17 protein-coding genes are annotated in these 16565 nt (G+C 70.2%); 5 read left to right on the forward strand and 12 right to left on the reverse strand.

Annotation, left to right across the window (positions count from 1 at the left end; genetic code table 11):
• Positions 1-21: 21 nt before the first annotated feature.
• The gene (locus tag OG819_RS15875; protein ID WP_266583352.1) at positions 22-300 is read right to left on the reverse strand and encodes a DUF2530 domain-containing protein; all 279 of its coding nucleotides are present in this window, start codon (positions 298-300) and stop codon (positions 22-24) included.
• A gap of 282 nt (positions 301-582) precedes the next feature.
• Here OG819_RS15875 and OG819_RS15880 point away from each other — a divergent pair, with 282 nt between their 5' ends.
• The gene (locus OG819_RS15880) at positions 583-2034 is read left to right on the forward strand and encodes an NCS2 family permease (RefSeq protein WP_266625757.1); all 1452 of its coding nucleotides are present in this window, start codon (positions 583-585) and stop codon (positions 2032-2034) included.
• Positions 2035-2050: 16 nt separating this feature from the next.
• On the opposite strand, the gene OG819_RS15885 is transcribed toward OG819_RS15880, so the two are convergent.
• Positions 2051-2257 (reverse strand): ribbon-helix-helix protein, CopG family, encoded by a 207-nt coding sequence (locus OG819_RS15885; protein ID WP_266433440.1) that lies wholly within the window; start codon positions 2255-2257, stop codon positions 2051-2053.
• Positions 2258-2400: 143 nt separating this feature from the next.
• Between OG819_RS15885 and OG819_RS15890 the strand changes: the two genes are divergently transcribed.
• The 3 genes from OG819_RS15890 to thpR all read left to right on the forward strand — a co-directional run bounded on the left by OG819_RS15890 (position 2401) and on the right by thpR (position 5116).
• Positions 2401-2838: a MarR family winged helix-turn-helix transcriptional regulator gene (locus tag OG819_RS15890; RefSeq protein WP_054235179.1), complete on the forward strand. Its 438-nt coding sequence runs from the start codon at positions 2401-2403 to the stop codon at positions 2836-2838.
• 343 nt (positions 2839-3181) lie between these two features.
• Entirely contained in the window at positions 3182-4465 is a 1284-nt protein-coding gene (locus OG819_RS15895; RefSeq protein WP_266625754.1) for an MFS transporter, read from the forward strand.
• 78 nt (positions 4466-4543) lie between these two features.
• Complete coding sequence (gene thpR / locus OG819_RS15900; protein WP_266625753.1) at positions 4544-5116, forward strand: RNA 2',3'-cyclic phosphodiesterase; 573 nt, start codon at positions 4544-4546, stop codon at positions 5114-5116.
• A 252-nt stretch (positions 5117-5368) separates the two neighbouring features.
• Here thpR and OG819_RS15905 read toward each other — a convergent pair whose 3' ends face one another.
• The 3 genes from OG819_RS15905 to OG819_RS15915 all read right to left on the reverse strand — a co-directional run bounded on the left by OG819_RS15905 (position 5369) and on the right by OG819_RS15915 (position 7793).
• A complete protein-coding gene (locus OG819_RS15905; RefSeq protein ID WP_266433448.1) occupies positions 5369-6361 on the reverse strand; it encodes an aldo/keto reductase in 993 nt (330 codons plus the stop codon).
• Between the two features lie 59 nt (positions 6362-6420).
• Entirely contained in the window at positions 6421-7008 is a 588-nt protein-coding gene (locus OG819_RS15910) for a Uma2 family endonuclease (protein ID WP_266625749.1), read from the reverse strand.
• Positions 7009-7118: 110 nt separating this feature from the next.
• Positions 7119-7793: an SGNH/GDSL hydrolase family protein gene (locus tag OG819_RS15915; protein WP_266649974.1), complete on the reverse strand. Its 675-nt coding sequence runs from the start codon at positions 7791-7793 to the stop codon at positions 7119-7121.
• A gap of 138 nt (positions 7794-7931) precedes the next feature.
• Here OG819_RS15915 and OG819_RS15920 point away from each other — a divergent pair, with 138 nt between their 5' ends.
• Complete coding sequence (locus OG819_RS15920; RefSeq protein WP_266649976.1) at positions 7932-8918, forward strand: WD40 repeat domain-containing protein; 987 nt, start codon at positions 7932-7934, stop codon at positions 8916-8918.
• A gap of 411 nt (positions 8919-9329) precedes the next feature.
• On the opposite strand, the gene serC is transcribed toward OG819_RS15920, so the two are convergent.
• The 7 genes from serC to OG819_RS15955 form a co-directional block, all read right to left on the reverse strand.
• Positions 9330-10448, reverse strand: coding sequence for a phosphoserine transaminase (gene serC, locus OG819_RS15925; RefSeq protein WP_266583333.1), 1119 nt, complete (start codon positions 10446-10448; stop codon positions 9330-9332).
• A 332-nt stretch (positions 10449-10780) separates the two neighbouring features.
• A complete protein-coding gene (locus OG819_RS15930; protein ID WP_266649978.1) occupies positions 10781-11998 on the reverse strand; it encodes a cytochrome P450 in 1218 nt (405 codons plus the stop codon).
• Positions 11995-13149: a cytochrome P450 gene (locus OG819_RS15935; protein WP_266652701.1), complete on the reverse strand. Its 1155-nt coding sequence runs from the start codon at positions 13147-13149 to the stop codon at positions 11995-11997. The genes OG819_RS15930 and OG819_RS15935 overlap by 4 nt, the downstream gene beginning before the upstream one ends.
• 65 nt (positions 13150-13214) lie before the next feature.
• Positions 13215-13838 (reverse strand): ATP/GTP-binding protein, encoded by a 624-nt coding sequence (locus OG819_RS15940; protein WP_266652702.1) that lies wholly within the window; start codon positions 13836-13838, stop codon positions 13215-13217.
• Between the two features lie 61 nt (positions 13839-13899).
• The gene (locus tag OG819_RS15945; protein WP_067371922.1) at positions 13900-14247 is read right to left on the reverse strand and encodes a DUF742 domain-containing protein; all 348 of its coding nucleotides are present in this window, start codon (positions 14245-14247) and stop codon (positions 13900-13902) included.
• Positions 14244-14651 carry a roadblock/LC7 domain-containing protein gene (locus OG819_RS15950; protein ID WP_054235659.1) on the reverse strand — a complete coding sequence of 136 codons (408 nt, stop codon included), beginning with the start codon at positions 14649-14651 and terminating at the stop codon, positions 14244-14246. Before OG819_RS15950 ends, OG819_RS15945 begins: the two co-directional genes overlap by 4 nt.
• Entirely contained in the window at positions 14648-16450 is a 1803-nt protein-coding gene (locus tag OG819_RS15955; protein WP_266649980.1) for an ATP-binding protein, read from the reverse strand. The genes OG819_RS15950 and OG819_RS15955 overlap by 4 nt, the downstream gene beginning before the upstream one ends.
• Between the last annotated feature and the right edge of the window lie 115 nt (positions 16451-16565).

The following is a 16565-nucleotide window of genomic DNA, read 5'->3' on the forward strand; positions in this document are numbered from 1 at the left end:
CTCCGCAGCAGCGGAGGGCGGTTACTCCGCCGTGGCGGACGAGGACCGCTCCGCTTCGGCGGCGGCCTTTTTGAGGGCGGCGTCGCGCCCGCGGACGTACCAGATGCCGATCAGGCCGAGGCCCGCGCCGGCCAGGCAGGTCCACAGCCACCACACGTGCCCGTGGTCGTCGAACCAGCCGTAGAACGGCAGCTGCACCAGGAAGAGGACGAACCAGAGGATCGTGCCGCCCGTGATGGTGGCGACGACGGGGCCCTCCAGGGGCTCCGGCGCCTCGTGCTTGGGGGTCCACTTCGCCATGGACACAGCTTACGAGGCTGTCCACTCCGGCTTCGCCAGACCCGTGCGGCCCCTTGTATACCAACGGTCTACGCGCGGAGATAGCGATTTCGGACTCATATGTTCATACTGAAACGGTCTGAGTCTGGCTCCTTCTGTTCGTACGAAACTCCAACAGAAACATCTGAGAAACCTGTTGGTGATCGAGCGGCGGCCAGACTCGATCATGTTTCCCCCAGCCCGGCGCCGTCCCCGCCCGGCGCCAGTCCTGGCCCGCAAGGCCCCGCACGTATGAGGTCATCCATGTCCACCTCGGCCACCACCAAGGCCCCCGCCCCGGAACAGCCGGGGCCCGGCCCCGCGCAGGGTGCGCTAGACCGCTACTTCAAGATCTCCGAGCGCGGCAGCTCGCTGCCCCGCGAGATCCGCGGCGGTTTCGCCACCTTCTTCGCGATGGCCTACATCATCGTGCTGAACCCGATCATCCTGGGCAGCGCGAAGGACATGTACGGGCACCACCTGGACAACGGTCAGCTGGTCACCGCGACCGCTCTCACCGCGGCCTTCACCACGCTGCTCATGGGCGTCATCGGCAACGTGCCGATCGCGCTGGCGGCGGGCCTCGGTGTGAACACGGTCGTCGCCCTCCAGCTCGCCCCGCGGATGTCCTGGCCGGACGCGATGGGCATGGTCGTACTGGCCGGTTTCATCGTGATGCTCCTTGTCGCCACGGGTCTGCGCGAGCGCGTCATGAGCGCCGTGCCGCTGGGCCTGCGCAAGGGCATCGCGATCGGTATCGGCCTGTTCATCATGCTGATCGGCCTGGTCGACTCCGGCTTCGTCACGCGCATCCCGGACATCGCGCAGACGACCGTGCCGCTCCAGCTCGGCGCCGACGGCCACCTCAACGGCTGGCCCGTCCTGGTCTTCATCCTCGGCACGCTGCTCACCCTCGCGCTGATGGTGCGCAAGGTGCCCGGCGCGATCCTGATCTCGATCGTCACGATGACGGTCGTCGCGGTGATCATCAACGCTGTCGCCAAGATCCCGTCCTGGGGTCTGACCACCCCGAAGTGGCCGGGCAACCCGGTCGCCACCCCGGACTTCGGTCTCGTCGGCAAGGTCAGTCTCTTCGGTGGCTTCGACAAGGTCGGCGTGCTGACCGGCACCCTCTTCGTGTTCACCGTGCTGCTGTCGACCTTCTTCGACGCGATGGGCACGATCATGGGCATCAGCGACGAGGCCAAGCTGACCGACGCGCAGGGCAACATGCCCGGCATCAACAAGGTCCTCTTCGTCGACGGCATCGCGGTTGCCGCGGGCGGCGCGACCTCCTCCTCCGCCACCACCTGCTTCGTGGAGTCCACGGCGGGCGTCGGCGAGGGCGCCCGCACAGGCTTTGCGAACGTCGTCACCGGTGCGCTCTTCGCCGTGGCGCTGTTCCTCACCCCGGTCGCCACGATGGTCCCGTCCCAGGCCGCCACGCCCGCGCTCATCGCGGTCGGCTTCCTGATCATGTCCCACTCGGTCAAGGAGATCGACTGGGCGGACTACACGATCGCCATCCCGGCCTTCGTGACGATGATGATGATGCCGTTCACCTACTCGATCACGAACGGCATCGGCATGGGCTTCATCACCTTCGTCGTGCTGCGCCTGGCCGCCGGCCGGGCCCGGGAGATCCCGGTCGCGATGTACGTCGTCTCGGCGGTGTTCGGCTTCTACTACCTGATGCCGGCCCTGGGCCTGACGTAAGCGGCCCCACCGGGGCTCACGCGAGCGGCCCCGCGGGGTCTGACGTCACCCCGTAGAACTTCTCCGTCTCCTCGACGGCGGTCTGGAACCGCTCGTCGAAGTCATCGCGAATCAGCGTCCGGACGACATAGTCCTGGACGCTCATTCCGCGTTTGGCGGCGTGGTGTCGGAGCCGGTCGAGCAGCTCCCCGTCTATCCGCAGGCTGAGCACGCTGGTCCCCATGGAGTCGAGGGTCGCGGGAGCCCGGCGGGGAATGGGTCACTTTCTGGAGGCGACTCACTCATATGGGTGACGTAAAGGTTCAGTGGCCCGCGTCACGGGCATCCTGTGGCTCTTTAGAGAGGGTAATGAGTTACCCTAAAGACATGGCTGACCTCACCCATGGCGACGACGCTGCCGCCGTGAACGCCCTGCGCTCCGCAGTAATGCGGCTGTCGCGTCGACTCAAGCACCAGCGGGTCGACGAGTCGCTGAGCCCCACCGAGATGTCGGTGCTCGGCACCCTCGCCCGCTGTGGCACCGCCACGCCCGGCGAACTTGCCCGTAAGGAGCATGTGCAGCCGCCGTCGATGACCCGCATCGTCGCGTTGCTGGAGGCCAAGGGACTGGTCAGGCTGGAGCCGCATCCCGAGGACCGGCGCCAGAAGGTCGTCACCCAGACCGACAAGGCCGAGGCGATGCTCGAGGAGAGCCGCCGCAAGCGGAACGCGTTCCTCGCCGGACTGGTCGAGGCCCTCGACGAGGACGAGTGGGCGAAGGTCCGCGAGGCCGCGCCCGTCCTCGAGAAGCTCGCGCAACTGTGACAGGGGCGCACACCCGGCCCGGGCGCACGCGCGACAGGCGCGACTTCGGCGCGGGCGCCGCGCGGCGGTCGCAGCCGCGCACGGCAGGCCGCCGGGTGTGCGCCGACCGCGGTGTCCCATGCACCGCGAGGGGCACGCCGTGACAGCCGTGCGCACTGTCCCGCACGCCCCGCCGTGCCCGAACCTCACGTGACAGACGCGGCCGCGCCCGCGTGCGATGACGTCCAACGCTAGGAGGCGAATCCCTTTGAGTACGGGATCCGGAATACCTTCCGCCCCCGGACCAGCCACCCCCGACTCCCCGCCCGCCCCCGAGAACTCCCCCCGCCCCTCCCGCTCTTCGATGTTCAGCTCGCTGAGGATCAGGAACTACCGGCTGTTCTTCATCGGCCAGGTCGTCTCCAACACCGGCACGTGGATGCAGCGCATCGCCCAGGACTGGCTGGTCCTGAGCCTCACCGGATCCTCCGCCGCGGTCGGCATCACCACCGCGCTGCAGTTCCTGCCGATGCTGCTCTTCGGGCTGTACGGCGGCGTCCTCGTCGACCGCCTCCCCAAGCGCCCCACCCTGCTGGCCACCCAGACCGCCATGGGCGTCACCGGCCTCGTGCTCGCCTTCCTGACCCTCTCCGGCCATGTCCAGGTCTGGCACGTCTATCTGGCGGCCTTCGCCGTCGGCCTCGCCACGGTCGTCGACAACCCGGCCCGCCAGTCCTTCGTCTCCGAGATGGTCGGCCCGGGCCAGCTGCAGAACGCGGTCAGCCTCAACTCCGCCAACTTCCAGTCCGCCCGCTTGGTCGGCCCCGCCGTCGCGGGCGTCCTGATCACCGGCGTGGGCACGGGCTGGGCGTTCCTCTTCAACGGCCTGTCCTTCGTGGCGCCCGTCGTCGGCCTGCTCCTGATGCGCGGCCGCGAGCTGCACCCGGTCGAGCGGGCGCCGCGCGGCAAGGGCCAGCTCCGCGAGGGCCTGCGCTATGTCGCCGGCCACCCGGAGCTGATCTGGCCGATCGTCCTCGTCGGCTTCATCGGCACGTTCGGCTTCAACTTCCCGGTCTGGCTCTCTGCCTACGCGGACGACATCTTCCACTCGGGCGCCGGCGGGTACAGCCTCTTCAACACGCTGATGGCGGTCGGCTCGGTGGCCGGCGCGCTGCTTGCCGCCCGCCGCGGCACGGCGAGACTGCGCGTCCTGATCGCGGCGGCCATGGCCTTCGGCATCCTGGAGGTGGTGGCGGCCCTGGCCCCGTCCTTCTGGCTCTTCGCCCTCCTCATGGTCCCGATCGGAACCTTCGGCCTCACCGTCAACGTCACGGCGAACACCGCGGTCCAGATGGGCACCGACCCGGCCATGCGCGGCCGGGTGATGGCGCTGTTCATGATGGTCTTCATGGGCGGTACGCCCCTGGGAGCACCGCTGGTCGGCTGGGTCACCGACGCCTACGGCGCCCGGGTCGGGTTCGCCCTCGGCGGCCTGGTCTCGGCCGTCGCCGCGACCACCGTCGGCCTGGTCCTGGCCCGGGTCGGCGGGCTGCGCCTGTCGGTGGGCTGGCACCGGGGCCACCCGCAGGTCAGCTTCGTACCGAGGGAAGCGGGAAAGCAGAAGGAGCAACTGGCCACGGCGATGTGACGAGGGCGCCGAGGGAACCCCGTCCTTCATCGGGGGCGAAGGTGGCCCGGTGATCCATTCCCTGCAAGGGTGAGGTGCATGAGACTCTTTGCGGCCGTGCTGCCACCGGAGGCCGTGATCCATGAACTCGGCGTGGTGGTGGACGAGTTGCACCGCCTGCCGGGCGCGGACAGACTGCGCTGGACGGGCCGCCCCGGCTGGCACTTCACCCTCGCCTTCTACGGCGAGGTGGCGGAGGAACTCCTCCAGCCCCTGTCGGACCGCCTGGCCCGCGCGGCCCACCGCACCCCCTCCATCCCCCTCGCCCTCCGCGGCGGCGGCCACTTCGGCGGCCGGGCGCTGTGGACCGGGGTGTCGGGAGACGTCGCCACGATGCGGCTGCTGGCCGACCGGGCGGAGGCGGCGGCGCGGAAGGTGGGCGTCGAGATGGGGGAGCACCGTCGCTACCGCCCGCATCTGACGCTGGCCCGCAGCCGGGACACCGTGGACTTCGCCCCGTACGTCACGGCCCTGGACGCCTTCGCCGGGCGGGACTGGACGGCCCGGGAACTGTGTCTCGTACGCAGCAATCTGCCGAGGTCAGGAGTGCCGGGGGAGCAGCCGCGCTACGAGACGGTGGCGTGCTGGCCGCTGGACGGGGCGGGCGGCTGAAGGCGCCTCGAGGCGGCCGGTTAACCTCAAGGGCGTGAACCCGAAGACCCGAAACCAAATCATGGCCGGTGTGCTCGTGCTGATGTTCGTCGTGGTGGCGCTGGCGGCGGCGGTCAAGTAGAGCCGACCGGAGCGCTCCGCCGGGGTGAGCGGAATGCCGCGCCGCTTGTCCGTCTGCGGGCGGGGCGTGGCCGGCCGCGCTGTTCTGCGTGCCCCTTGAGGGGCGCCCGGTGGGGCGCCCCCTGGGGAGCCCTACCAGGCGAAGGCCTCCGGGGACGGGCCCGGCCCCGGGAAGATCTCGTCCAAGCCGGTCAGCAACTCGTCCGACAGCTCCAGCTCGACCGCGCGCAGGGCCGAGTCGAGCTGTTCGGCGGTGCGCGGGCCGACGATGGGGCCGGTGACGCCGGGACGGGTCAGCAGCCAGGCCAGGGCGGCCTCACCGGGCTCGATCCCGTGCTTGTCGAGCAGATCCTCGTACGACTGGATCTGCGCGCGGATGGTGGTGTTGGCGAGGGAGTCGGCGGCCCGGCCGCTCGCCCTGCGCCCGCCCTCGACCTCCTTCTTGATGACACCGCCGAGCAGTCCGCCCTGCAGCGGCGACCAGGGGATGACCCCGAGGCCGTACTCCTGCGCGGCCGGGATGACCTCCATCTCCGCGCGCCGCTCGGCGAGGTTGTAGAGGCACTGTTCGCTGACGAGACCGATCGTGCCGCCGCGCCGGGCGGCGATCTCGTTGGCCTGGGCGATCTTGTACCCGGGGAAGTTGCTGGACCCCACGTAGAGGATCTTGCCCTGCTGCACCAGTACGTCGATGGCCTGCCAGATCTCCTCGAAGGGAGTGCGGCGGTCGACGTGGTGGAACTGGTAGACGTCGATGTAGTCGGTCTGGAGCCGCTTGAGGGAGGCGTCCACGGCCCGTCGGATGTTGAGGGCCGACAGCTTGTCGTGGTTGGGCCAGGCGTCGCCGTCGGCGGCCATGTTCCCGTACACCTTGGTGGCGAGCACGACCTTGTCGCGCCGCTCGCCGCCCTTCGCGAACCAGTTCCCGATGATCTCTTCGGTACGGCCCTTGTTATCGCCCCAGCCATACACGTTCGCGGTGTCGAAGTAGTTGATCCCCGCGTCCAGTGCCGCGTCCATGATGGCGTGGCTGTCGGCTTCGTCGGTCTGCGGACCGAAGTTCATGGTGCCGAGGACGAGCCGGCTGACCTTGAGTCCCGTGCGTCCGAGCTGCGTGTACTTCATGAGTCCCTAGCCAACGACGTGGAGTGCGCTCTAGGCAAGGGAGATGCGCTCGTGGCGGGTCAGTCGCGGGGGAACTCTTCGGTTTGGAGGGTGAGGCCGACCACGGTGGTGGCGAGATCGACGGGGTCACCGAAGACGATCTTCGTCTCGACCGTGTAGTCGCCGCGCTTGGGCTCGGTGAAGAGGTGACACCTGCCCTGGTAGGGGTCGGCGATGAGGTAGACGGGGACCTCGGCGAGGGCGTAGGTGAGCTTCTTGGGGCCGTAGTCGTTGGCGGCGGTGTCCTTGGAGATCACCTCCGCCACGAACTCGACGTCCTGGTAGCGCCAACGGCCCTTGCTGTCCTTCACCGATCGCTCGGCCATCGCGGCCACGTCGCAGGCGAAACCGTTCAGGTTTCCGGGGAAGTCGATGCGTACGTCCGACGCCAGTCGCTTGCGCGGGTACTTGCCACGCAGTTGCTCCACGATGTCGAGGATGATCTCCCAATGGTGCTGCCGCTGCGGTGACATGAAGATGTTCCCCCCGACGATCTCGACCTTCGTTCCCTCGGGGATGGGCATCTTCTCGAGACACTCGAACATGACGTCCAGAGTCAGTTCGCCGCTTTCCTCGGCCATCTCGATCCTGTCTTCAAGGACGGTCATCGTGGCGCTCCTCCCCGGCCGCAACCCGGTCGAGCGCAGCCGCGCGGTACAACGATACGCACGGTGACCGGGTTACGTCGGGGCATGCTTCACCTCGACCTCGACCTCGATCAGGCCGAGTAGGGCTCGCCCAGGTCCCAGGCCTGGTACATCGCCTCCGCGAAGGCCTCCGCGATCTTGTGTTCGCCGGTCGCGTTCGGATGCGTGCCGTCGTACGTGTCGTGGTGGATGTCGTAGGCGGGGGGCGGGGAGGCGAGGAGGACGGGGGAGCGGGGCTCGTCCAGGTCGGCCGCCACCTTCGCCAGGAGTTCGTTGAAGGCGGTGACCTCGGCGGCGAAGGCGGCGTCGGACTCCGCGCGGACGTTCGGTATCACCGGGAGCAGGACCAGGTGGATACGCGGGTTCGCCGCGCGGGCCTCAGCGACGAAGGCGCGGGCGTTCGCCGCCGTCTGTACGGCGTTCGTGTAGAAGCCCAGGTCGATCAGACCGAGGGAGACCAGGAGCACGTCCGCGCGGTGGGTGCGGACCGCGTCACCGATCAGGGGCACCATGTGCTGCCAGCCCTCGCCCCAGCCCGCGAGGTGGGCCCGCGGGAAGTCCGGGTCCGCGTACTCGTAAGAGTCGGGGGACTCCGTCGCCTTGTCGTACAGCGTCTCGCGCGGGCCGACGATCCGGAACGGGCCCGCGTACGTCGCGCGCAGGTGCTGCCACATTCGGTAACGCCACGTGTGTTCGCCCGCGCTTCCGATCGTCATGGAGTCGCCGACGGGCATGAACCTGAGCATCCGCTCATCATGGATGATCGGGCGGGTGATCAGTACGGGTCGTGTGGGGTGCGGGGTGTGAGGATGGACACGCCGGGGGTGGCGGTTCCTCGTGGGTGCATCCGGGTTCCGGCGGCGCCGGGATGGGAGGCTTGGGCCATGCGCCGATCGCCCTCGTTCCTCGCCGGAGCCGCCTCCGCCGCTGCCGTCCTCGCCCTCGCGCTGCCGGCGCCCGCCCTCGCCGACAGCGGGGACGGGGGGTTCACGATCAAGGATCCCCGGATCACCGAGTCCAGCGGCCTCGCCGCCTCGCACCTCCACCCCGGCATCTACTGGACCCACAACGACAGCGACGACGGTCCGTACCTCTATGCCGTCGACAGCAGGACCGGCGAGACCGTCGCCACCATCACCATGAAGGGGGTGGGCGCGCCGCGTGACGTCGAGGCCATCTCCCTCGGACCCGACGGCGACCTCTACGTCGGCGACATCGGCGACAACCTCGGCGGCAAGTGGTCCTACGTGTGGATCTACAAGCTGCCCGAGCCGAAGGTGCTCAAGAACCAGACGATCCGGGCCACGCAGTACGTCGTGAAGTACGCCGACGGGCCCCGCAACGCCGAGGCGCTGATGGTCCATCCGAAGACCGGACGGGTCTACATCGCCGACAAGAACGAGGACGGCGGCCACCTGTACGAGGGCCCCGCCCGGCTCTCCACGTCGGGCACCAACATCTTCCGGTCCGTCGCCACCATCGACCTCTGGGTCACCGACGGAGCCTTCTCGCCCGACGGCAAACAGCTCGCCGTACGCGGGTACTTCGGCGGGATCGCGTACGCCTGGAACGACGGGAAGCCGAAGCGGCAGGGTCGGCTGAACGTGCCGCTTCAGGGGCAGGGGGAGTCGATCACGTACACCGCCGACGGGTCCAAGCTCATGTACGGCAGCGAGGGCAAGGACAGTCCGGTCCAGCCCGGTTCGGCGCCCGGCGGCTCCGACTCCAAGTCCCCCTCCGACGGAGGGGGTTCGTCGGCGGACGGCGGCGGTGGCGGGGGCATGAGCTCCGGCGCCAAGGTGGGGGCGCTCGCCGTCGCCGCCGTCCTGGCGGTCTTCTTCGGGATGAAGCGGCTGCTGCGCAAGTCATAGCGCGCGAGTCATAGCGCGCGAGTCATGGCCCGCGAGCCGCGTGCCGCCGGGCTGGATCAGTAGGTGCTGGGCCGGCTTCGGTCCGGCCGGCAGGTTGACCGAACTGTGGGTGTTCTGGAAGTCGCCGAACTTCCGCAGATGCTCCTGATGGGAGTCGCAGCCGTTGTTGTTCGTCCGGACGAGGCGGCTCCAGACTGCGCCGGGGCGAGCGTCACCGCCGTGAGCGCCGATCACAACGGGGCCCTCGCGGTGGGCGGGTCCGTGCCGACAGTGACATGCACGGCGACGTGAGCGCGCGTACGGCATGAGTGCGTGTACGGCATGAGAAAGGGGCGCCCGGTGCGATTGTCCGCGCCGGGCGCCCCCGTCCGCGTACGAAAGTGTGTACGCGAAGGTGCGTGCGAGTAAGGACTACAGCTTTTCGATCACGTAGTCGATGCACTTCGTCAGCGCCTCGACGTCCGCCGGGTCGATCGCCGGGAACATCGCGACACGGAGCTGGTTGCGGCCGAGCTTGCGGTAGGGCTCGGTGTCGACGATGCCGTTGGCCCGCAGGACCTTGGCGACGGCGGCGGCGTCGATCTCGTCGGCGAAGTCGATCGTGCCGATGACCTGCGAGCGCTTGGTCGGGTCGGCGACGAACGGGGTCGCGTACTTGCTCTCCTCGGCCCAGCTGTAGAGGCGGGTCGAGGAGTCCTTCGTGCGGCCCGTGGACCATGCCAGACCGCCCTGGCCGTTGATCCACTCCAGCTGCTCGTTGAGCAGGAAGAGGGTCGCGAGGGCCGGGGTGTTGTACGTCTGGTTCTTGCGGGAGTTGTCGATCGCCGTGGGGAGGCTGAAGAACTCCGGGACGTGACGGCCGGAGGCGTGGACGCGCTCGGCGCGCTCGATGGCGGCGGGCGAGAAGACGCCGATCCACAGGCCGCCGTCGGAGGCGAAGGACTTCTGCGGGGCGAAGTAGTAGACGTCCGTCTCGGCGATGTCGACGGGGAGGCCGCCGGCGCCGGAGGTGGCGTCCACCAGAACGAGGGAACCCTCGTCGGCGCCGTTGACGCGCTTGAGGGGGGCTGCGACGCCGGTGGAGGTCTCGTTGTGGGTGTAGGCGTAGACGTCCACGCCCGCCTCGGCCGTCGGCTCGGGGTGCGTGCCCGGGTCGGAGGAGATGACGGTGGGCTCGGCGAGCCACGGGGCGAGCTTGGCGGCCTTCGCGAACTTGGAGCTGAACTCGCCGAAGGTGAGGTGCTGGGACTTGTTGTCGATCAGACCGTGGGTCGCGACGTCCCAGAAGGCGGTGGAGCCGCCGTTGCCGAGGACGACCTCGTAGCCGTCGGGGAGCGAGAACAGGTCGCGCACGCCTTCGCGGACCTTGCCGACCAGGTTCTTGACCGGGGCCTGGCGGTGGGAGGTGCCGAGCAGGGAGGTACCGGTCGCGGCCAACGCGTCCAGCGCCTCCGTGCGCACCTTGGAGGGGCCCGCGCCGAAACGTCCGTCGGCGGGCTTGATGTCAGCGGGGATCTGGATATCAGCCACGGTGCGAGCGTATCCGTTATGTGAAACGTGGTGGAGACGTGGTCCGGCGGGTGAGACGGGGTGGCGGCCACGTTTCCCCGCCCCCGCCGCCCCTACCCGACCCATCCCCGGGGTGCGTTCTTCGGCTGCGGGTGGGTGGGGGCTGGTCGCGCAGTTCCCCGCGCCCCTGAAAGCGGGGCTTCGCCCCGCATCTTCAGCCCGTCCGGCGTTTGAGGGCGAGGCCGTTCAGGCCGGTGCGGGGGTCTGGGGGCGGCAGCCCCCAGTGGGGTTGAAGGGGCGGAGCCCCTGGGGATGGGACGGGTAGGGGCGGCGGGGGCGAGGGAAGGCTGGGGCTAGTCGACGGTCAGGTGCACGGGGAGTTCGTGCAGGTCGTTCTGGGTTACCACCGGCTTGTTGCGGAGTTCCGTCGCGGGGATCGCCAGGTCCAGGTCCGGGAAGCGGGCGTACAGGGCCGGGAGGGCGACCCCCGCCTCCAGCCGGGAGAGGGCGGCACCGGGGCAGACGTGCGGGCCGTGGCCGAAGGAGATGTGACGGTTCTCGACGGTGCGGGTGATGTCGAAGTCCCCCGCGGACGGACCGTGGGCGTTCTCGTCGCGGCCGATCGCGCCGTACGAGACGATCAGGGCGTCGCCCGCCGGGATCACCTTGTCGCCGACGGGCACGTCCTCCGTCGCGAAACGGATCAGGACGTGCGAGGTCGGGGTCGCGTAGCGGAGGGTCTCCTCCACGACCGCCGACCAGTCCACCTCGCCGGAGAGGACGAGGGCGCGCTGCTCGGGGTGGGTGGAGAGGTTGACCACCGCGTTGACGATCAGGGAGATCGTCGTCTCGTGGCCGGCCGCGACCATCAACTGAAGCGTGGAGACGATCTCCTCGTCGGTTAGGTGGTCGCCGTCCTCGGAGGCCAGGATCAGGGCGGAGGTCAGGTCGTCGCCGGGCTCCGCGCGTTTCGCGGCGACCGTCGCCGCCATGATGCCGGCCAACTCCGTCAGCGTGGCGATGACCTCCGCGGGCGGGGTCTGCGTCGAGAAGAACTTCTCGAAGAGTTCCTTGAGGCGGGGGAGCCGGGACTCCTCGATGCCCATGAGGTCGGCGATGACGTACATGGGAAGGGGGTAGGCGAAGTCGGCTTTCAGGTCGACGACGCCGTCCGGGCCCGACGTCAGGCCGTCGAGCAGACCCTCCGTCAGTTTGGTGATGCGCTCCCGCATCTGTTCCACCCGGCGCGGGGTGAGCGCCTGCGCGACCAGCGTGCGCATCCGGCGGTGGTCCGCGCCGTCCACCGTGAGCATGGAGCGGCCGGGGTTGGCGAGCCCGATCAGCGGCCAGTCGGGCGCTATCTCGCCGCGCTGCCAGGCGCCCCAGACGTTGATGTCCTTGACCAGCCGGGGGTCGGTGAGCAGGGCGCGTGCCTCGGCGTGGTGGGTGACGGCCCACACCGGTACGCCGCCGGGCAGTTCGACGGCGGCCAGCGGGCCGGCCTCCCTGAGCCGAGCGCTTTCGCCGTCCAGGTCGGACACGAACGGGTCCAGGACGATACGACTGGTCATGCGGGGGTGCCTCCGAGGGCCGGGGTCGGGGTGAAGCGCACAGGAAGTTCGGTCAGACCCCGCAGCCACGGGGAGGGGCGCCGGGTCAGGGAGTCGGCCGGGACCGCCAGGTCGATGTCCGGCAGGCGGTCCAGTACGACCTCGATCCCCGTCCGCGCGATGACCTCCGCGACCTCCTGCGCCGGGAACGGGCAGCGGTGCTCCCCGTGACCGAAGGAGAAGTGGGCGTTGTTGCCGCCGGTGAGCGCGGAGCCGTCCGTGCGGACCTGGGGGTCGGAGTTGGCGCCCTGGAGGCCGAGGAGCAGGAGATCGCCCGCGCGGACGAGGTGACCGCCGAGCTGGGTGTCACGGGAGGCCCAGCGGCCGGCCACGTTCTGGGTGGGGGTGTCCTCCCAGAGGACCTCGTTCATGGCCTCGGCGACACTGTTGCGGCCGCCGAAGAGGGAGGCGGCGAAGCGTGCGTCGGTGAGCATCAGGCGCAGCGAGTTGCCGATCCAGTCCGCGGTCGGCTGGTGGCCGGCGGCCATCATGACCATCAGATCCTGGATGATCTCCTCGTCCGTGAAGCCGGCCGTGTTCGCGAGCATGCGGGACACGACGTCGTTCGCGGGCTCGGCCTTGCGGTCGGCGATCAGCTGGGCCATGGAGCCGGCCAGGTGCTGCTGTCCGGCCAGTGCGGTCTCACGGCCGTTGACCATGTCGTTGAGGGCGGTGACGAGACCGGGTCCCTGTTCTTCGGCGAAGCCGTAGAGCGTGGCGAGGACGCGGACGGGCAGCAGGGCGGCGTAGTCCCCGATGAGGTCCGTCTCGCCCTTGGCGCACGCCGCGTCGATGAGTTCGTCGGCGAACTTCTCCGCCTGGGCCCGCAGTTCGGAGGGGTCGACGGCTTCGAGGGCGTCACTGATCATCGCGGCGCGCTCACGGTGGCGTTCGCCGACGGTGTAGAGGATCGAGGGCTGCCTGCGGCCGATCATCGGCAGCAGTGGCCAGTCGTCGGGGATGCGGTCCCACTGGTTCCACAGCTCGGAGTCGCGGCTGAACAGCACGGGGTCGCCGGTGACCTGGTGCAGTTCGCGGTAGCCGAGCACCAGCCACGCCGGGATGTCGCCGTCCAGGACGACGGGGGTCACGGCACCGTGGTCGCGCCGCATCTCCCGGTACAGCTCGGCGGGTTCGGTCTGGAACCGGGGTCCGTTAAGGGGCACGGGGGCGGGGGTCACAGGGCCAACTCCGTTGATTTGACAGTGGCGTGCGTGCCGTGGGGGTGGTGGACGCTTTGGGCGCGCTGGGCGGCGTACACGGTCTTCAGATGTTCGACCAGCGTGATCAGCACCCGCTTGCTGGACTCCCGGGAGCGGGCGTCGCAGTCGATGAGCGGGACGTGCGGGTCGAGGTCGAGGGCCTCGCGGATCTGGTCGGGGGTGTGCGTGGGGCCGCCGAAGTCGTTGCAGGCGACGATGAACGGGGTGCCGTGGTGTTCGAGGCGGTCGATCGCGTACCAGGAGTCGTCGATGCGCCGGGTGTCGACGAGGACGACCGCGCCGAGGGTGCCGGAGAAGAGACGGTCCCAGAGGAACCAGAAGCGTTCCTGGCCGGGCGCGCCGAACAGGTACAGCACGTTGCGGGCGTCGAGCGTGATGCGGCCGAAGTCGAAGGCGACGGTGGTCGCGGACTTCCCGCGCACCCCGCTGGTGTCGTCGATGGCCTCGCCGGCCCGGGTCATCGTCTCCTCGGTGTTGAGCGGACGTATCTCGCTCACCGAGCGGACCAGGGTCGTCTTGCCCACGCCGAATCCGCCGACGACCACGATCTTCAGGCCGTTGTCGGCGGTGGCGTCCAGCGGAGTCCTGGCGGCGGCGCTCGCCGAAGCGTTCGCGGAAGCGTCCGCGGGAGTCCTCGCGTCAGAGGTTGCGTAGTCCAACGAGCACCTGCTCCAGGATGTCGGGATCGGGAAGAGCGGCCTTCTGGGGGTGACGGGCGCTGACGCGGCCCGCGGCGAGGAGGTCGGAGAGCAGGATGCGGGTGATGGACACCGGCAGCTTCAGCACGGCGGCGATCTCCACGACCGCCGTCGGCCGCTCGCACAGCCGCAGGATCGCCGCGTGCTCCGACTGCATGCCCACCGCCGGATCGCACTCGGCGACCACGAGTGTCACCAGGTCGAACGGGGTGTCGGGCGCGGACCGGCTGCGCCCTCCGGTGAGGGTGTAGAGCCGGTCGGGCGCGTCGTCCCTGCCCGGACGGCTCATGACGTCCGGGGCTGCGCGCTCAGGTGTTCGCCGAGTTGTTCCACGAGCTCGCTCATGTTGTGCCCGACCAGACCGGCGTCCGCGTCCTCGGCGGTGACCACGGCGAGGTGGGCGCCGTCGCCCGCCTCCACGATGAACAGGACCCCGCCGTAGAACTCGGTCATCGCCGAGCGCACGCCCCCGGTGCCGTCGCCGAACTCCACGGACGCGCCGTGGGACAGCGACTGGATGCCGGCGGCGATCGCGGCGAGCTGGTCGGCGCGGTCGACGGTGAGCTCCGGAGTGCGGCACAGCTTCAGGCCGTCCCGGGAGAGCACGAGCGCGTGCCGGGCGCCCGGGGTGCGCTCGAGGAGGCCCTCGATGAGCCAGGAGAGCTTCTCGTCGGCGGTGGTGGTGCCGGTCATGAAGTGGGGTCGCCTTCCGGATGCGAGGGGGTGTGCGAGGGATTCGCCGGGGTGGTGTCCCGTACGGCTTCTTCGCCGCGTGCGGCGTTTTCGGATTCGTCCGCTACGGCGTCTTCGGATGCCGCGCGCCGTACGGCTTCTTCGGCGGCGCGTACGGCGTCTTCCGCGGCGCGTACGGCCTCGTCCTCGGGCACCGTGCCCTGGACCGCCGCCTGGTCGGGCGCGGTACCCCGGACGGCCTGGCGGAAGCTGCTGAAGCGGGCGGCGGTGGTCTTGGAGTCGGTCGTACGGGGTTCGGAGTCGGCCTGGTTCGCGAGGTGGGCGCGGCTGCGCTCGGCGTGCGCGAGGGTGCGGCCGCGGCGGCGCTTGGGGAGGCCGCCGGTCGTGGGGGTGCCGATCGTGGGGGTGCCGTTCGGCGGGGTGTCGGTGTCGTGCCGGGGCGACTCGTGGGTGGGGACCGGGTCCGGGTCGAGGTCCTCGGGGGCGCGGGCGGCGGCGTACGACGCCTGGGGGCGCGGCTCGGCGAGGGAGTGGTCCTCGGTGGCGGCCGGGGTCGCCGCGGCGGGCTTGGCCTGGGGCTCCGTCGCGGCCGGGGTGGCCGGGGCGGTAGCGGCGGGCTGGCTCAGGATGTCCTGGGGGATGAGCACCAGGACGCCCGTGCCGCCACGTGCGGAGGGTCGGAAGGACACCTTCAGGCCGTGCTTGCGGGCGAGCCTGCCGACCACCGCGAGGCCGAGCCGGGTGCCGCTGAGGCCACCGAGGTCGGTGGAGTTCTCAGCGTCCCCGGAGACGGCGCGTTCCGCGCGGCGCAGCTGGACGTCGCCCATGATGAGGCCGCTGTCCTCGACGGAGACGATGACACCGGCCGGGACCTCCTCGACGTAGACGTGGACCTCGGCGGTCGGCGGGGAGAAGTTCGCGGCGTTGTCGAGGAGTTCGGCGAGCGCGTGCATCACGCCCTCGGCGGCGTGGCCGGCGACGGCGGCGTCGCTCGCGGAGTGGACGCGCACCCGCTGGTAGCCGCCGATGCGGCCCATGGCGCCGCGCAGGATCGACTCCATGACGATGGGGCGCGCCCAGCGCCGGCCGGAGCGGGCGCCCGCGAGGACGGCGACGGAGTCGGCGAGGCGGCCCGCCTGAGCGGTGCGGTGGTCGAGGTGGAGAAGGTCGGCGAGGACGTCCTCGTCGGAGTGCTTGTCCTCCATGGCGCGCAGGTCGGCGAGCATGCCGGTGGACAGTGCCTGCATCCGCCCGGCGGCGTTGGCGGTGGCCGAGATCGCGGCGGCCCGGTCCCTGCCCGCCTGTCGCACCCGCTCGGTCAGCCGGGCGTTCTCCTCGGCGAGTTCCGTGGACCGCCGCTGCTCCTCGCCGATCCGGGTGGTGAGGCGGTGTCGCTCCTCCTCGAACCCTTGGGTGAGCAGGGCGCGTTCGCGGGCGTCGGCGTCGGCCAGGCGCGCGCGGTCGCGGGCGGACTCCTCCGCGACCCGGGACCGCTCCTGGTTGAACTCCTCGGCCATGCGGGCGCGTTCCTGCAGGAGCCGCCCGGCGTCCTGGGCCACGGTGTCGAGGCGGCGGCGTGCGAGTTTCGCGGTCTGCGTGGCGCGCGTGGCGACCGCGACGGCTACGCACAGCAGCACGGCGGCGGTGCCCGTGCCCCAGGCGAGGGCGACGCGTGCCGGGTCAGGTGCCAGGGAGACGGCGAGGACGACCGCGACCGCCGCCAGGGCGGCGGTGAGCAGGGGCGCGGGGGCTGTCGCGCGAAGGGTGGGTCGTTCGCCGGAGGGGATGGGCGCGGTCATGAATCGTGTCCTCGGTCGTGTCCTGGGCGAAGTTCCTGGTCGAGGTTCCTGGGCGAGAAGCGACACCGGTTGCTTAATTCGACGTCACTATATGAGAGTTCGTGATCGTATTGGG

Source organism: Streptomyces sp. NBC_01549, assembly GCF_026339955.1.
In the GTDB taxonomy this organism is placed as follows: Bacteria; Actinomycetota; Actinomycetes; order Streptomycetales; family Streptomycetaceae; genus Streptomyces.

Excerpts from the sequence above, each read along its gene's own strand:
- OG819_RS15875 (WP_266583352.1), bottom strand. The coding sequence starts at position 300 with ATGGCGAAGTGGACCCCCAAGCACGAGGCGCCGGAGCCCCTGGAGGGC.
- OG819_RS15880 (WP_266625757.1), top strand. The coding sequence starts at position 583 with ATGTCCACCTCGGCCACCACCAAGGCCCCCGCCCCGGAACAGCCGGGG.
- OG819_RS15885 (WP_266433440.1), bottom strand. The coding sequence starts at position 2,257 with ATGGGGACCAGCGTGCTCAGCCTGCGGATAGACGGGGAGCTGCTCGAC.
- OG819_RS15890 (WP_054235179.1), top strand. The coding sequence starts at position 2,401 with ATGGCTGACCTCACCCATGGCGACGACGCTGCCGCCGTGAACGCCCTG.
- OG819_RS15895 (WP_266625754.1), top strand. The coding sequence starts at position 3,182 with ATGTTCAGCTCGCTGAGGATCAGGAACTACCGGCTGTTCTTCATCGGC.
- thpR (WP_266625753.1), top strand. The coding sequence starts at position 4,544 with ATGAGACTCTTTGCGGCCGTGCTGCCACCGGAGGCCGTGATCCATGAA.
- OG819_RS15905 (WP_266433448.1), bottom strand. The coding sequence starts at position 6,361 with ATGAAGTACACGCAGCTCGGACGCACGGGACTCAAGGTCAGCCGGCTC.
- OG819_RS15910 (WP_266625749.1), bottom strand. The coding sequence starts at position 7,008 with ATGACCGTCCTTGAAGACAGGATCGAGATGGCCGAGGAAAGCGGCGAA.
- OG819_RS15915 (WP_266649974.1), bottom strand. The coding sequence starts at position 7,793 with ATGCTCAGGTTCATGCCCGTCGGCGACTCCATGACGATCGGAAGCGCG.
- OG819_RS15920 (WP_266649976.1), top strand. The coding sequence starts at position 7,932 with ATGCGCCGATCGCCCTCGTTCCTCGCCGGAGCCGCCTCCGCCGCTGCC.
- OG819_RS15930 (WP_266649978.1), bottom strand. The coding sequence starts at position 11,998 with ATGACCAGTCGTATCGTCCTGGACCCGTTCGTGTCCGACCTGGACGGC.
- OG819_RS15935 (WP_266652701.1), bottom strand. The coding sequence starts at position 13,149 with ATGCGGCGCGACCACGGTGCCGTGACCCCCGTCGTCCTGGACGGCGAC.
- OG819_RS15945 (WP_067371922.1), bottom strand. The coding sequence starts at position 14,247 with ATGAGCCGTCCGGGCAGGGACGACGCGCCCGACCGGCTCTACACCCTC.
- OG819_RS15950 (WP_054235659.1), bottom strand. The coding sequence starts at position 14,651 with ATGACCGGCACCACCACCGCCGACGAGAAGCTCTCCTGGCTCATCGAG.
- OG819_RS15955 (WP_266649980.1), bottom strand. The coding sequence starts at position 16,450 with ATGACCGCGCCCATCCCCTCCGGCGAACGACCCACCCTTCGCGCGACA.